12 protein-coding genes and 2 pseudogenes are annotated in these 14,056 nt (G+C 64.0%); 1 reads left to right on the top strand and 13 read right to left on the bottom strand.

Annotation, left to right across the window (positions count from 1 at the left end; genetic code table 11):
• Positions 1 to 2: 2 nt before the first annotated feature.
• The 11 genes and pseudogenes from Q0105_RS13600 to Q0105_RS13550 all read right to left on the bottom strand — a co-directional run bounded on the left by Q0105_RS13600 (position 3) and on the right by Q0105_RS13550 (position 12,325).
• Positions 3 to 1,721: a molecular chaperone HscC gene (locus Q0105_RS13600; protein ID WP_298212668.1), complete on the bottom strand. Its 1,719-nt coding sequence runs from the start codon at positions 1,719 to 1,721 to the stop codon at positions 3 to 5.
• Positions 1,722 to 2,048: 327 nt separating this feature from the next.
• A complete protein-coding gene (locus Q0105_RS13595) occupies positions 2,049 to 2,720 on the bottom strand; it encodes a heme-binding beta-barrel domain-containing protein (protein WP_298212829.1) in 672 nt (223 codons plus the stop codon).
• A gap of 90 nt (positions 2,721 to 2,810) precedes the next feature.
• Positions 2,811 to 3,059: pseudogene (locus Q0105_RS13590) on the bottom strand (GFA family protein); the annotation flags it as partial.
• Positions 3,060 to 3,198: 139 nt separating this feature from the next.
• Entirely contained in the window at positions 3,199 to 4,545 is a 1,347-nt protein-coding gene (locus Q0105_RS13585; RefSeq protein ID WP_298212666.1) for a tetratricopeptide repeat protein, read from the bottom strand.
• A 21-nt stretch (positions 4,546 to 4,566) separates the two neighbouring features.
• A complete protein-coding gene (locus Q0105_RS13580; RefSeq protein ID WP_298212664.1) occupies positions 4,567 to 5,175 on the bottom strand; it encodes a hypothetical protein in 609 nt (202 codons plus the stop codon).
• 119 nt (positions 5,176 to 5,294) lie between these two features.
• Positions 5,295 to 6,698 (bottom strand): amidase, encoded by a 1,404-nt coding sequence (locus tag Q0105_RS13575; RefSeq protein ID WP_298212662.1) that lies wholly within the window; start codon positions 6,696 to 6,698, stop codon positions 5,295 to 5,297.
• Positions 6,699 to 6,959: 261 nt separating this feature from the next.
• A complete protein-coding gene (locus Q0105_RS13570; protein ID WP_298212660.1) occupies positions 6,960 to 8,450 on the bottom strand; it encodes an ABC transporter substrate-binding protein in 1,491 nt (496 codons plus the stop codon).
• Between the two features lie 83 nt (positions 8,451 to 8,533).
• Positions 8,534 to 9,415 carry an ATP-binding cassette domain-containing protein gene (locus Q0105_RS13565; RefSeq protein WP_298212658.1) on the bottom strand — a complete coding sequence of 294 codons (882 nt, stop codon included), beginning with the start codon at positions 9,413 to 9,415 and terminating at the stop codon, positions 8,534 to 8,536.
• Positions 9,412 to 10,443, bottom strand: coding sequence for an ABC transporter ATP-binding protein (locus Q0105_RS13560; RefSeq protein WP_298212656.1), 1,032 nt, complete (start codon positions 10,441 to 10,443; stop codon positions 9,412 to 9,414). The genes Q0105_RS13565 and Q0105_RS13560 overlap by 4 nt, the downstream gene beginning before the upstream one ends.
• Before the next feature lie 34 nt (positions 10,444 to 10,477).
• A complete protein-coding gene (locus Q0105_RS13555) occupies positions 10,478 to 11,356 on the bottom strand; it encodes an ABC transporter permease (RefSeq protein WP_298212654.1) in 879 nt (292 codons plus the stop codon).
• A 6-nt stretch (positions 11,357 to 11,362) separates the two neighbouring features.
• A complete protein-coding gene (locus Q0105_RS13550) occupies positions 11,363 to 12,325 on the bottom strand; it encodes an ABC transporter permease (protein ID WP_298212652.1) in 963 nt (320 codons plus the stop codon).
• Between the two features lie 206 nt (positions 12,326 to 12,531).
• Here Q0105_RS13550 and Q0105_RS13545 point away from each other — a divergent pair, with 206 nt between their 5' ends.
• Positions 12,532 to 12,789 (top strand): YfhL family 4Fe-4S dicluster ferredoxin, encoded by a 258-nt coding sequence (locus Q0105_RS13545; RefSeq protein WP_298212650.1) that lies wholly within the window; start codon positions 12,532 to 12,534, stop codon positions 12,787 to 12,789.
• Between the two features lie 100 nt (positions 12,790 to 12,889).
• On the opposite strand, the gene pth is transcribed toward Q0105_RS13545, so the two are convergent.
• Complete coding sequence (gene pth / locus Q0105_RS13540) at positions 12,890 to 13,498, bottom strand: aminoacyl-tRNA hydrolase (RefSeq protein ID WP_298212648.1); 609 nt, start codon at positions 13,496 to 13,498, stop codon at positions 12,890 to 12,892.
• A 174-nt stretch (positions 13,499 to 13,672) separates the two neighbouring features.
• Positions 13,673 to 14,056, bottom strand: a pseudogene (locus Q0105_RS13535) (50S ribosomal protein L25); the annotation flags it as partial.

Raw genomic sequence — 14,056 nt, 5'->3', positions numbered from 1 at the left:
TTTTAGTGCTCGTCATCATCAAACACGACCGCTCTGCGCTCTAGCTGGGTGAGTTGCTCGTTCAATCGCACACGTGCCTTTGCTACGACGCGATCGTCTTGAGTCGCCAGACTGGATTCAAACTGCAGAATCTGTTCACTCAACCACTCCCGGGCGTTGCCGCGCAGTTGGGCATAGATACGCTCAGCGCGCGCCAGAGTCGTGCGGTTCTCCAAATTGTCCCGTGGATGGATCTTCAACGTGCTCATTGCGGCGAGTCGTTCAACTATCTCCTCTTCAGTGAGAAGACCGGGGTTTCCTTCAATCACCACGCTAAATGTCTTGTGCGTCTTCAAAACTTTGGCTTCAACCTGTAGCAGGCCGTTGACGTCATATGTGAATCGCACATCCACAGTGGATTCTTCGGGACTCAATCCTGGCAGCTCCACACGCAAGTCGCCAAGATAAATGTTGTCCCGGACCATACGTGATTCGCCTTGGAAGATGCGAAGGTCGATAAAGACTTGGCTGGCTGCAACGGGAATGTAATTCTTCACCCGGCTGACAGGTACGGTCGTATTGCGCTCAATGATTGGGTCAAAGTGCCCGGATGTGGAACTGCCATCGGGCATGTGCTTGCTTACGGAAACGCCCAATGAATAGGGGGAAACGTCTGTCATGACAACTTCCCTGAGAGCAACGTCCTTGGCCTTGAGGCCCGCCTGAACTGCAGCACCTAAGGCAACGACTTCGTCCGGATTGAAGTCAATCGCAGGAAAGCGACCGAACATTGTGGTCACCAAGCGCCTAACCATGGGCATGCGAGTGGCGCCACCTGCAAGCACGATGTTGTCGAGCATGGCGCTTCGGAGGTTGGCGTCTCGCAGCGCTCTTTCAACCGGTATCCTTAGTCGCTTGAGTAGCCCGGAACACGCGTGCTCAAGCATGGCTTCGTCCAGAGGTAGTGTGATCTCCTGACCCTCGTGTTTCAGGTGAAGTGTGGTTCGCGGCAAGTCGCTGAGTTCCCGCTTGGCCCGTTCTGCGGCTCCAACCAGTCTCTGCATAAAACGTCTGTCTTTGCGAAGCGAAGAGGGCAACTTCTTGTTCTCTATGAACAAATCGACCAGCGCCTGGAGGAAGTCCTCGCCTCCCAGAAAATTGTCTCCGGCGGATGCCCGTACTTCCATAACCCCTTCGAACATTTCGAGGATGGAGACGTCGAAAGTGCCACCGCCTAAATCAAAGACTAGAAACCGAGTCTCAGCATCTCGCTGATGTAACCCGTATGCGAGCGCTGCTGCTGTGGGTTCGTTGAGGAGCCGCTCAACACGCAAGCCTGCTAAACGACCCGCCGCGCGCGTAGCCTTGCGCTGGGCGTCCGAAAAGTACGCGGGTACTGTGATGACCGCCTCTTCGACGGGCTGCCCGAGAAAGACCTCAGCGTCGGCCTTGAGTGCTCGTAGCACGAGCGAAGACAACTCCTCCGGCCGGAATTCCCGATCGCCGAGGGCCAGCGACTTGTCGCTACCCATATATCGCTTGAAGTTTGCTGCGGTGTGTTCTGGATGGGTTTGGAGGCGCTCCTGTGCTGCCCGCCCGATCAGTACTCTGCCGTCATCGTCGATGCTGACACATGAAGGCGTCAGCGTATCTCCCATCGCATTCGGAATGAGAACAGCCTCGCCATCTCGCCATATAGACACCAAGCTGTTTGTCGTTCCCAAATCGATCCCAATAATCATCTATCACCCCCCACTCTTATGTAGTAATCCGTTGCAGAGGATTTTCTGACTCTGCGCCCAGTGAGCATATTGTTGCTCGTCTTGGTATTGTCGTTCTGCTCGATCAAGGCAGTCACAGCGTTGTCTTTGTTCAATGCTTGGCGTTTGCTGCGCTTCATGACAATGTGCCTGCGCATGCCTTCTTCTGCGTTGGGCTCGGTTGCAGTCCCCTGGTGACTTGCATTGCTAAATGAGCCTGTTTCCTGTTCAAACAGCGGGCTGTAGGGTAGCGGGTTAGCAATGTGGCGGTCGGTGCCTGCGCCTGGCTGTCACGGGGAGCTCAGGCTTTCAGCCCCCCGTGCTCCCCGCTGCCGCCTGCGCCGTGGGGTTGGGCGTGGGCTCGCCGAGTTTGCGCAGCGTGTTGCGGTCCGTGTGGCGAAACGGCTCGGCCTGGCCTGGGATGACCAGGGTGGTCTCCTGCTCGTAGGACCAGGTTCCGTCGTTGTTGATCGTCACCTTGATGCTGTAGTTGTCCGTCCGGAACGCGTGTTCCAAAAACGGGTTGGACACGATGCCATTGGTTGTGGCGCCGCGCACCGCCTGCAGGATGAATGACCTGGCGTCCGGCGCTGCCTTGCCTACCGCCATTGCCGCCTGCCCGCGCGGTATCGACAGGGTCAGGATCACGGTGCCTGTTGCGGGCTCCCACAGCCAATAGCCTACCTGGTCATGGAAGGTCTCCACGTCATTGGGCTTGACGATGCGCGTGTGGTAGCGCAGCCCGTAGAAGAGCTGCGGCCCATTCGTCTGCGCGTCGATCGGTTGCAGCTCCATGTGCTCGATGTACGCCTGCTTCTCGGGCCCGTCGGCCTTGGGGTTCACGTCCAGGCCACGCGCGCCGCTCCAGATGCCTGCCATGCCGGTGAGCGGCCCCAGGTTGGCCAGCGTATGCGGGTCTGGTTCGGGCTCGGTGTAGATGTCCTTGGGGTAGTGGGCTGCGGCGGGCCGTGGTGCTGGCACTGCGCCAGCGGCTCCATGGCGCGAGCCTTGAAACGTGGGGAGGCCGTCTCCGAAGGTGACCCAGTCAAGGTCGTGGTCCAGCCAGGAGTGGTGCGTGGGCGCGAAGGCGGCAGCATCGTCCAGGCTGCAGGTGGCAACCTCTACTTGTCCGGGCCAATCCTCGCGGGTGTAGGCCACATGTGTTCCGCAGGTCTGGCAGAACCAGCGTTTCACCGGCGGCGAGGTGGAAAACTCCGAAGGGCTGCCCTGGGTGAAGGCAAAGTGTTCTGAGGTTACTGTCAGCCAGGCCACTACGGGCGCAGCAAACAGCCTGCGGCATGTGTTGCAGTGGCAGACCATGCTTGCGGTGGGTTTTTCGGCCAGCCGGTAACGGAGGGCGCCGCAGAAGCAGCCGCCTTCTATGGGGGCGTGGTTGTGGGTGTCGCTCATGGGTTCGTGTCTCTTTTTGGAATAGGTGGGTGATCTTGTACAGCAGCGATCACCCCACCGGCAACCCCAGCGCCGCATTCACCACGCCCGCCTGCCGCGCCAGCCGCGCCGATTCCCGTTGCGCATTGGCCATCGGCTGCAGCAGGTTTTGCACGGTCGCCCATTGCCCGTTGCGCTGCAGCGCGTCCAGCCAGACCTGATGGAACAGGTCGCGCTGCGCGTGGCTGCCGCCAATCTCGATCAGGCGTGGCAGTGCCAGGCCCAGTTGCTGGGCTGATGTGGCCCAGTCGCCCTGGGCATGGGCCAGCAGGCCGTGGGCGGCGGGCACGCACACCCGTTGCCACACGGTGCGCTCGCGGGTTTCGGTGCGGGTGGCGGCATGGGTTTCGATGTTGTGCAGCAGGGTGAGCGCTGCGCCAGTGCGGCCCGCGCGGGCCAGGCCGTACAGGTATTGCAGGTCCAAAAAAGGCAGCACATGGTCGGCCAGGCGCAGGGCGAGGTGGTCGGCCACGTCGGCCCAGCGGGTACCCACATCCACACCCGCCAGCTCCAGCCGCGCGAGCAGCGAGACGGCGTTGATTTGGTCTTGTGTGTATTCCTTGACCACGCCCCACACCTGTTGGTCGTACAGCGCCAGCACTTCGGCGTGCCGGTCTTGCTCCAGCAAAAACAGCGCCTGGTGCCACCAGTTGTGCGTGACCATGAAGGAGTTCAGGCCCTTCCAGGTGCCGCTCACGCTGGCCATAAATTGGGCGCCTTCGTTGATGCGGCCCTGGGTCAACATCACGTGGGCAAGGGCGTGGTGTGCCCAGGGCTCTTTGTGGCACAGGTCCATCGCATGCCGCGCCGATGCCTCGGCGTGGTCGAGCAAATGGCACTGCTCCCAGCCAAAGGCGAGCATGCCGTGCAGGTAGGGCACGTCTGCAGCGGCTGGTACGGCCTGCAATGCCAGGCGCAGCATGCTGGGTGAGTCGCCCCGGTTGAACAGGTGGTACTGGCCGAGCTTGAGCGATGCGAGGTCGCGCGGGTGTTGGCGGGCCTGTTCTTCGTGCAGCGCAATGGCGCGTGGCAGGTCGCCACCGACCCAGGCGGCAACGGCGGCCACGAAGCGCTGCTCGCGCTCGCTGGCCTCTGGCGCATGGGCCAGGGCCTGCTCGATGAAGGGCCGGGCGTTGCTCGGCGCATCGGCCGACTCGGCAAACATGTGCAGTGCCGCGCAGCAGGCCTGCACGATGGGGCTAGGGTCTTGTGCCGCGTTCAGCACATTCACCGCGCGCGCTTCGCAGGATATGAAGCCTTCGACAAAGTCGTTCAGCGCGGCGAGGCTGCCAGCGTTGTGCAGTGTGGCGGGGTTGCCCAGGCTATCGGTTGTGCGGGTGTGCGTGGAGGATGGCATGGGGCTTTGTGGGGGCGGGGCTCAGCTGCCCTGGATCAGTGCCAGGTAGGCGTTGCGCGTTTCGGCCGAGACCGAGGCGATCAGTTGTTCGTGTGGCGTCTGGTGGCGCGCCAGCATGCGGGCGGTGGCCACGGCCTTGGATTTGCAGAACCAGTGGCAGGTGTGCTGCATGAGGAACAGCTCGGCCGTCATCATGAAGGCGCGGTCTTTGGGGGAGAGGTGGCTGGTGTTCTGCACCACGTGGGCAATGCCGCGTGCATGGATGGCGAGCGCACGGCGCACGTCGAAGGTAAAGCCGGGCAGCAGCTTTTCAGCGAACGGAATCGGCAGCGACAAGCGGCTGACGCGCGTGTGGGCTTCGTCCACCTTGGCAAAGTCGGCGGCAAACCGGCTGAATTGTTCGGTGAGCTGCGATTCGGTGGTGCTCAGCAGGCTCCAGATCTGGCTGCGGCGCTCGTCGGTGCTTTCACCCAGGGCGCGCAGGTAGCCGTCGGTCAGGGCCTCCATCAGCTTTTCGATCTGGTAGTTGGCCAGGTGCTTGCCCAGCAGCGCAATGCGTTTGCGCTGCTCCTTGGCGTTGAGCAAGTAGGTGCCGGTGGCGATCAGGATCGCCAGAATGAGGATGTCCATGCGGTGGTTGGGTGAGAAGGGTTGTGTGGTGGGCCGGTGCATTGACCAGCGCCATGGACGCCAAAAAGACATTGAACAGGAGGTTCTAAGGTTACCAACTGCGCGCCAACTGCCAAGGGCTATTTCGCAGGCGGCTCTGGCCAGGCCCTTTGGGGCTCGCGGATCTGCTCGAACGCATGCGCCACCTGCAGCACGCCCAGATCGTCAAAGCGTGCACCGGCTATCTGCAGGCCAATGGGCAAACCACCCGTGGTGTAGCCGCAGTTGACCGAGGCGGCGGGCTGCTCGGACATGTTGAACGGCACGGTGAAGCCGATGTGTTCCAGCGGGCGCAGCGGGTCGTTGGTGGGCGAGGGCAGCTCGGCCTGGAAGGCGGGCATGGGGGCCACGGGCGAGATCACGTAGTCGAACGCGCTGCAGGCCTTGACGGCGGCCACGCGGGTCAGGTGGAACTGGTGGCTGGCGTTGAAGACCTCGGTGCCGCTCATGCCGGCGGCGCTGTCGGCCCAGGTGCGGATGTAGGGCAGCACCTTGTCACGCCGTGCGGCGGGCAGGGCCTGCAGGTCGGTGTAAGAGCGCATGCGCCAGAAATGGTCCATGCCGTCGAGCATGGCCTGCGTCATAAAGGGCGACATGGGCACGATGGTGGCGCCTGCGCCCTCCATCAGGCGTGCGGCGCGCTCGATGGCGGCCTTCACCTCGGGCTCCACAGGCAGGCCGCAGCCTGCGTCGAGCAGCAGGCCGATCTTGAGGCCACGCAGGTGCTCGGCCCCTTGGTTGAACTGGCTCCAGGCGATGTCCTGTGCAGGCAGGCTCATGCTGTCGCGCGCGTCGGGCTGGCTGAGCACCTGCATCATCAGCGCGGCGTCGGCCACGGTGCGTGTCATGGGGCCTGCGGCGCGGCCGGTGTAGGGCGGGTCGATGGGGATGCGGCCCAGGCTGGGCTTCAGGCTGAAGATGCCACACCAGCTGGCGGGCAGGCGCAGCGATCCGCCGATGTCGGTGCCGATATGCAGCGGCCCATAGCCTGCTGCTGCTGCTGCGCCACCGCCCGCGCTGGAGCCGCCGGGGCCTTTGCTCACGTCCCAGGGGTTGCGCGAGAGCGGGTGGAAGGTGGACAGGCCCGAGGACAACATGCCGTAGTCGGGCATGGTGGTCTTGGCCACGATGACGGCACCGGCCTCGCGCATGCGGGCAGCGGGCGGCGCATCGGCAGCGGCGGGCACCAGTTCGACGGCGGCGGTGCCCAGCGGCGTGGGGTCGCCTGCGGTGGCGATGTTCTCCTTGATGGTGCTGGGCACGCCGTCCAGCAGGCCCTGGGGCTCGCCACGCAGCCAGCGCGCTTCGGATGCGCGGGCCTGCGTGAGCGCAGCCTCCGGGCGCAGCAGGTAAGTGGCCTTGATGTGGGGCTCCCAGCGCGCGATGTGCGCCAGCACGGCCTGCGTGACCTCCACGGGAGACAGCGTGCGCTGGCGGTAGGCGGCCAGGAGTTCGTGGGCAGGCAGGTCGTGCAAGGCGGTCATGTCGAGAGTTTTACAAGTAAAAAAGGCTGCTACCGCCCATTGGTAAAGCGCTAGCAGCTATTGTTTCAGGAGCTATCTGCTCCCGCGCGTTTCAGCTATTCATTGCGCGGCGCGCTACCCGCAGCCTTGGAAACTGGCGCGACCCAGGCGCGGGCAGCCGAGCAAGGGCCGCCCCGCAGCGAGGGCTGCGTTCCCCTGCCCACATCGCGCAGCGATGTGAGAGCGGGGGGAAGGCCCGCAGGGCCTCAGGGGGGTGTCTCATCAACCCCAGGACAGCGCCGAGAGGTCGTTCACGAACACGGGCATGTCTTTCCACAGGCCCTTGAGGTTCTTGTTGGCCACCGTGATCCATTGGTTGGAGTACAGGAAGGCGTGCACCGCGTCGTCGGCCAGCAAGCGCTGGGCGTCGCCCAGCAGGCGTGAGCGGTCGGCGGGGCGGGCGGCGTTCTTGATCTGGTCAAACAGTTCGTTGAACTTGGCCGATTTGTAACCCCAGTAGTACTCGGGCTTGGTGAAGTTGCCCAGGTCGAACGGCTCCACGTGCGAGATGACGGTGAGGTCATAGTTCTTGCTGCCGTAGGTGCCGCTGAGCCACTGCGCCCATTCCACGTTCTGGATCTTGGCGATGATGCCGACCTTGGCGAGCTGGGCTGCGATCACCTCGCCGCCCTGGCGCGCGTAGGGCGTGGGCGGCAGCGTCATGGTCAGCTCCAGCGGTGTCTTGATACCGGCTTCGGCCAGCAGTTTCTTGGCTTTTTCGGGGTCGTAAGGGTTCACGCCCGTGGTGTCCACGTAGCCAAACGCGCCGGGCACATAGTGGCTGCCGATGGGGGCCCCGTAGCCGTCGCCCGCGCCTTCGATCACGGCCTTGCGGTCCACGGCGGCAGCGATGGCGCGGCGCACACGCACGTCGTCGAGCGGCTTCTTGCCGTTGTTGATGGCCAAAATGGTCTTGGCGCGCGAGCCGCTCACCACCACCTGGAACTTGGGGTTGGCCTTGAACTGCGCCACGCTGCGGGGTGTGACGCGGGGGAAGGCGTCCACGTCACCCGCAAGCAGTGCGGCCACCTGGGCGGCCGGGTCGGAGATGAAGCGGAACGTGGCGCGTTTGATCTTGATCGCCTTGGCGTCACGGAAACCGCTCCAGGCCGCCAGCACGACGGACGAGCCCTTGTTCCAGGCGCTGAGCTGGTAGGGGCCGGTGCCGGTGGGCTTGTTGGCGTTGGTGTCGGCGCTCTTGGGCTCGACGATGATGGAGGTGGCCTGGCCGAGCACGAAGAGCAGGTCGGGGTCGATGTCTTTATTGAGCAGCACCACGGTGTAGTCGTCCACCACCTGCGTGGTGATGCCCGCAAAAGTGCGTTTGTCTTTGTTGGTGCTCTTTTCGCCGCCTGCGCGGTCGTACGAGAACTTGACGGCGGCGGCGTTGAAGGGCTCGCCGTTCTGGAACTTCACGCCCCGGCGCAGCTTGAAGGTGTAGGTCTTGAGGTCGGGCGAAACCTCCCAGCTTTCGGCCAGCAGGGGCGATACGCTGCCGTCGGCGTTGATCTTGGTGAGCGTCTCGAAAATGTTGTACAGCACGATTTCGGCAATGGCCGAGGCGGCACCCGCTGTTGGGTCCAGGCCTGGGGGCTCCAGCGTCATGGCCAGCGTCACCGCATCTTTGCGGCCTTGGGCCAGGGCGCTGAGCGGGGTGGACAAGGGCACGGCGGCAATGGCGCCAGTGGCAAGGACGGTACGGCGGTTCAGCATGTTCGGACTCTCCAGACAAAAAACCAGACAAAAAACCAGAGAAAACCCCGGTGCAATTTGTTACCGGGGCACACCTGCGCTTTTTACACCATCAAGTGCGCATTGAGTGATGCGTTTTTTTCAGCCGCCGCTGCAGCGGTCGCCGCCCTGCGCGCCCGCGCGCGGCCCGGTTGCACCTGGGGCACGGCGGCGACCAGTGCCTGGGTGTAGGGGTGCTGCGCATGGTGGAACAGTTCGGCGGGCGATCCGCGCTCGACGATGCGGCCCTGGTACAGCACCACCACCTCATCGCACAGGTGGTTGACCACCGCCAGGTCGTGGCTGATCAGCATGTAGGTGATGCCGAACTCCTGCTGCAAATCCTGCATCAGGTTGAGCACCTGGGCCTGCACGGACACGTCGAGCGCGCTCACGGGCTCGTCGGCCACAATGAGGCGCGGGCGGGTGATGAGGGCGCGCGCAATCGCAATGCGCTGGCGCTGGCCGCCGGAGAATTCGTGCGGATATTTACCCAGGTCGTTGGTGCGCAGGCCCACCTGCGACAGCACCTGGTCCGCCTGCTTGCGCTGCTCGGCGCGGGTGGTCTGGCCTTGGGCCTGCAGCGGCTCGGTCACGATGCGCTCTACCGTCTGGCGCGGATCGAGCGAGCCATACGGGTCCTGGAAAACCATCTGAAAATCGCGCCGCGCCGCGCGCAGATCGGTTGGCGGCAACTGGTGCAGGTTGCGGCCCTGCAGTTCGACCGTGCCCGAGGTGGGTGTATCCAAAGCCATCACCAGGCGTGCGAGCGTGGACTTGCCCGAACCCGATTCGCCCACCACGCCCAGGCTGCGCCCGGCGGCAATCGAGAAGCTCACACCGTTGAGCGCCTGCACCTTGCCGGGGGGGCGGAACAGGTGCTCGCGCGGCAGCGTGTATTCGCGCACCAGGTCTTTGACTTGCAGCAGTGCGGCGTGGGTGCTCATGCGGCCACCTCCGTCGCGTGCGTCGCGCCGTGGGCTTCGGCGATGGCCTCGCGGCGCAGGCAGCGCACCACGTGGTCGCCATCGGCATCGGTGGCAACCAGCGTGGCTTCGGGTTGCTCGTGATAGCAGGTATCGACGGTGTAGCTGCAGCGCCCGGCAAACGGGCAGCCTGCAGGCAGGTCTACAAGCTCAGGCACCGTGCCAGGGATGGTGGACAGGCGTGGCCGCTGGCCGGGCGCGTGCACGGCACCCAGGTGAGGCCTGGCCGCGAACAGGCCGCGTGTGTAGGGGTGCGCCATGGCCGAGAACACCGAGGCGGTGGAGCCGCTCTCGACCACGCTGCCGCCATACATCACCATCATGCGGTCCACGTTTTGCGAGATCACCCCGAGGTCGTGCGAGATGAGGATCAGCGCCATGTTGCGCTCGGCCACCAGGTCGCTGATGAGGTCCAGGATCTGCTGCTGGATGGTCACGTCAAGGGCCGTGGTGGGCTCGTCGGCGATCAGCAGGTCGGGCCCGCAGGCCAGGGCCATGGCGATGGTGATGCGCTGGCGCTGGCCACCGGAGAATTGGTGCGGGTAGGCGTCAAAACGCTGCGCGGCGTTGGGGATGCCCACGCGGTCGAGCAGGGCCAGGGCCTCCGCACGCGCTGCGGCGGCGCCCATGCCCCGGTGCAGGCGCAGGGGCTCGGCCACCTGGCGGCCAATGGTGTGCACCGGGTTCAGCGCGGTCATCGGCTCCTGAAACACCATGCCGATGCGGTTGCCGCGCATCTTGCACATCTGCGCATCGGTGCGGCCCACCAGCTGTTCGCCGTCGAAGCGGATGCTGCCCGTGACCTGTGCGCTGTCGGGCAGCAGGCCCATGAGCGACATGGCGGTGATGGACTTGCCGCAGCCCGACTCGCCGATCAGGCCCAGGGTTTCGCCGCGCGCCAGCGAAAAGCTGACGCCGCGCACGGCATCGGCCGGGCCCCGGTGGGTCTGCAGGCGGATGCGGAGGTTGGAGACTTCTAACAGAGACATCGTGGGGTTCTGGTGGTCTTCGAGGCGGGGTCTGTCAACGCTTGCGAGAAAGGCGGGGGTCGAGCAGGTCGCGCAGACCATCGCCCAGCAGGTTCAGTCCGAGCACGGCCAGCGCAATCGCCACGCCCGGCCACACAGCCAGCAGCGGGGCCTGGAACATCAGCGTCTGCGCCTCGCTGAGCATGCGGCCCCAGGAGGGCTGGGGCGGCTGCGTGCCCAGGCCCAGGTAGGACAGGGCGGCCTCGGCCAGGATGGCCAGAGCGAACTGGATGGTGGTCTGCACAATCAGCACCGACAGGATGTTGGGCAGCACATGCTCCAGCGTGATACGCCAGGTTTCTTTGCCGCAGGCCCGTGCGGCCATGATGTATTCACGCGACCACACGGCGTTGGCCGAGGCCCGGGTCACCCGCGCAAACGTGGGTATGTAGAAGATGCCGATGGCGATGATGGAGTTGACGATGCCCGCGCCAAACACTGCGGTCATCATGATGGCCAGTAGCAGCGCAGGAAAGGCGAAGGTGAAATCCGCCAACCGCATGATCATTTCCTCCACCCAGCCGCGCTTGGCAGCCGCCAGCAGCCCCAGCGCCGTGCCGATAGACAGGCCAATGCCTACGGCGATGACACCGACCAGGATGGAGTTGCGCGCGCCCACCATGACCAGCGAGGCCACGTCCCTACCGAAAGCGTCGGTGCCCAGCCAGTGCGTGCCAGATGGGCGCGCCAGCTTGTTGGCCAGGTCCATCTCGTAGGGCGACCCGGGCGTCCAGACGAACGAGAGCAGTGCGGCCAGTACCAGCAGCAGCGAGAGTACGGCACCGATGACAAAGCTGCGGTGGCGCAGAGCACGGTGCCACCAGCCGGGGGCGGAGAGGGCAGAAGAGGAGGGTGGGGAGATTGCGGTGCTCATGGGGGATCAAATGTCGGAGGCCTTCACGCGCGGGTCGATCACTGCGTACAGCACGTCCACCACGAAGTTCACTACGATGACCATTGCAGCGAGCAACATCACGCAGTTGCGCACCACGATCAGGTCGCGGTTGGAAATCGACTGGAAGATCAGACGCCCCAGGCCCGGCAGGTAGAAGACGTTTTCGACCACGATGGTGCCCGCCAGCAGCGACGCAAACTGCAGCCCCATCACGGTGATCACCGGGATCATCGCGTTGCGCAGCACATGGCCCCAAAGCGCTGCGCGCTGCGACAGGCCTTTGGCACGCGCCGTGCGCACAAAGTCTTCACGCAGCACCTCCAGCACGGCCGAGCGCGTGATGCGCGCCAGGATAGCGGCCTGCACCACGGCCAGCGCGATCGCGGGCAGCAGCAGGGCCTTGATGGCTTCGAGCGGACTGCCCCCGGCGTCTTCCGTCCAGCCGGGGAAGCCGCCCGCAGAGAACCACTGCAGCTTCACCGAAAACAGCAGGATCAGCAGGATGGCGAACCAGAAATTGGGAATCGCAATGCCGATCTGCGCCAGACCCATCACGCCCACATCGCCCAATTTGTTGTGGCGCGATGCGGCATACACGCCCGCCGCCAGCGCCAGCACCGTGGTGATCACCATGGCCATGAGGGCCAGGGGCACGGTGAGGGCCAGGCGCTCCAGCACCAGGTCGAGCACGGGCGAGCTGTAGGCATAGCTGTCGCCCATGTTGCCCACCACCAGTCCGCTGACCCACTGCCAGTAGCGCAGGCTGGCGGGTTGGTCCAGCCCCAGCTTGGTGGCCAGCGCGGCCACGGCGTCGGGTGCGGCATCGGGCCCCATCAGGATCTGGGCGGCATTGCCCGGCAAAATCTCCAGCACCAGAAACACGACGATGGACGCGCCGATCAGCGTGGCCAAAAGGGTGACAAACCGCTTGAGAAAAAACAGGCCCATGGGTAGCTGGCGTGGGGTAAGAGTGGCTAGCAGGCGCATCTAAATTGATGTGCATACACAGCATAGCGGGAAAACATCCGCGTCGGCGGTGGTGCGATGCAGTGTGGCATGCCGGGCACAGGCCACGGGGGTTGGATAATACGGAGCATGAACTGCGCCGCGTACCCCCTTGCACTTGTTTCAGGCCCCGCGCCCAGGGAGGCTACATGGCGTTGATGATTACCGACGAGTGCATCAACTGCGATGTGTGCGAGCCCGAATGCCCCAACCAGGCGATCTATCTCGGGCAGGAGATCTACGAGATCGACCCCCACAAGTGCACCGAGTGCGTAGGGCATTTCGATGAGCCCCAGTGTGTGCAGGTCTGCCCTGTGGCATGTATCCCGGTGAATCCGCAGCATGTGGAAAACCGCGAAACCCTGTGGCAGAAGTTCCAACGGCTGCAGGCGGCAACGTCGGTGTGAACTCAAGTATTTGAGTGTTTTTTGCCGCTAGCGCTTATGTATCAAGCGCTAACAGCTATAAAAATAATAGCAAAATAGAGAGCCACACGGCCTGCGCGCGTCAATCCTCTACCGGGCGGGGCGGCTTGGGGCGCGGCGGCTTGGTGGTGTGGATGAGCAAGGTGGCCTTGTCCATCTCGCCCGCCAGCAGGGCCGGGTAGGCCTTGAGCGAATGGGCGATGCAGTCCTCGATCAGGGTGCGCTGGTCGGGCGAGGGTTTTTTGAGCACCCAGTTGGCGACTTCGCTTTTCACACCCGGATGACCGATGCCGATGCGCAGGCGCCAGTAGTCGGGTGAACCCAGTTGGCCATGGATGTCGCGCAGGCCGTTGTGCCCGGCATGGCTGCCGCCGCGCTTGAGCTTGACCTGGCCGGGGATGATGTCGAGCTCATCGTGCACCACCAGAATCTCTTCGGGCAGGATTTTGAAGAACCGCGCCAGTGCGGCGACCGACTTGCCCGAGAGGTTCATGAAGGTTTGCGGCTGCAGCAGCCACACGCTTTGGCCATGCACGGTGGCGCGGGCAACCAGCCCGTGGTAGCTGCGCTCGGGCACCAGGGTCACCTTGAGTTCGCGCGCCAGGGCATCAATCCACCAGAAGCCGGCGTTGTGCCGGGTGGCCTCGTAGTCCGGCCCTGGGTTTCCAAGGCCTACAAACAGCTTGATCATCTGCGGATTATCCGTGGGAGGAAGAGGGGAGCAAGGTGACGGAGCGCTTCATGCCCATGGTCTGCTGTTCCTGCGGTAAAAGCAAAACGGCCCACACAAGGTGGGCCGTCGGGTGGTCAGCACCGCAGGGCGGGCTGACCAGGCTGGGTACAGCAGCAGTACAGTAATCAGGGATTACTTCTTGCCCTTGCCCTTGCCCTTGGCGTCGGCGGCAGGAGCTGCGTCGGCAGGGGTCTCGACGACCACGACGGGCGGCACCACGGACACCAGGACGGGGTTGTTGTTCTGGCCGCCACGGATCTTGGCAGTCACGCCCTTGGGCAGCTTGACGTCCTTCAGGTGCAGGGATGCACCCTTTTCCAGCTTGGACAGGTCCACTGCGATGAATTCGGGCAGATCCGAAGGCATGCAGGTCACGTCCAGTTCGTTCACGATGGGGTTGACCATGCACTTGTCCACCTTGACGGCGTTGGACTCTTCAGCGCCGCTGAAGTGCAGTGGCACCTTCAGGTGCAGCTTGGTCTTGTCGTCCACGCGCTGGAAGTCGATGTGCAGCAC

Source organism: Acidovorax sp., assembly GCF_027492855.1.
Lineage (GTDB): Bacteria > Pseudomonadota > Gammaproteobacteria > Burkholderiales > Burkholderiaceae_C > Acidovorax.
This window is presented reverse-complemented; position numbering and strand designations above follow the sequence as displayed.

Excerpts from the sequence above, each read along its gene's own strand:
- Q0105_RS13550 (WP_298212652.1), bottom strand. The coding sequence starts at position 12,325 with ATGGGCCTGTTTTTTCTCAAGCGGTTTGTCACCCTTTTGGCCACGCTG.
- Q0105_RS13600 (WP_298212668.1), bottom strand. The coding sequence starts at position 1,721 with ATGATTATTGGGATCGATTTGGGAACGACAAACAGCTTGGTGTCTATA.
- Q0105_RS13580 (WP_298212664.1), bottom strand. The coding sequence starts at position 5,175 with ATGGACATCCTCATTCTGGCGATCCTGATCGCCACCGGCACCTACTTG.
- Q0105_RS13575 (WP_298212662.1), bottom strand. The coding sequence starts at position 6,698 with ATGACCGCCTTGCACGACCTGCCTGCCCACGAACTCCTGGCCGCCTAC.
- Q0105_RS13570 (WP_298212660.1), bottom strand. The coding sequence starts at position 8,450 with ATGCTGAACCGCCGTACCGTCCTTGCCACTGGCGCCATTGCCGCCGTG.
- Q0105_RS13555 (WP_298212654.1), bottom strand. The coding sequence starts at position 11,356 with ATGAGCACCGCAATCTCCCCACCCTCCTCTTCTGCCCTCTCCGCCCCC.
- Q0105_RS13585 (WP_298212666.1), bottom strand. The coding sequence starts at position 4,545 with ATGCCATCCTCCACGCACACCCGCACAACCGATAGCCTGGGCAACCCC.
- Q0105_RS13565 (WP_298212658.1), bottom strand. The coding sequence starts at position 9,415 with ATGAGCACCCACGCCGCACTGCTGCAAGTCAAAGACCTGGTGCGCGAA.
- Q0105_RS13560 (WP_298212656.1), bottom strand. The coding sequence starts at position 10,443 with ATGTCTCTGTTAGAAGTCTCCAACCTCCGCATCCGCCTGCAGACCCAC.
- pth (WP_298212648.1), bottom strand. The coding sequence starts at position 13,498 with ATGATCAAGCTGTTTGTAGGCCTTGGAAACCCAGGGCCGGACTACGAG.
- Q0105_RS13545 (WP_298212650.1), top strand. The coding sequence starts at position 12,532 with ATGGCGTTGATGATTACCGACGAGTGCATCAACTGCGATGTGTGCGAG.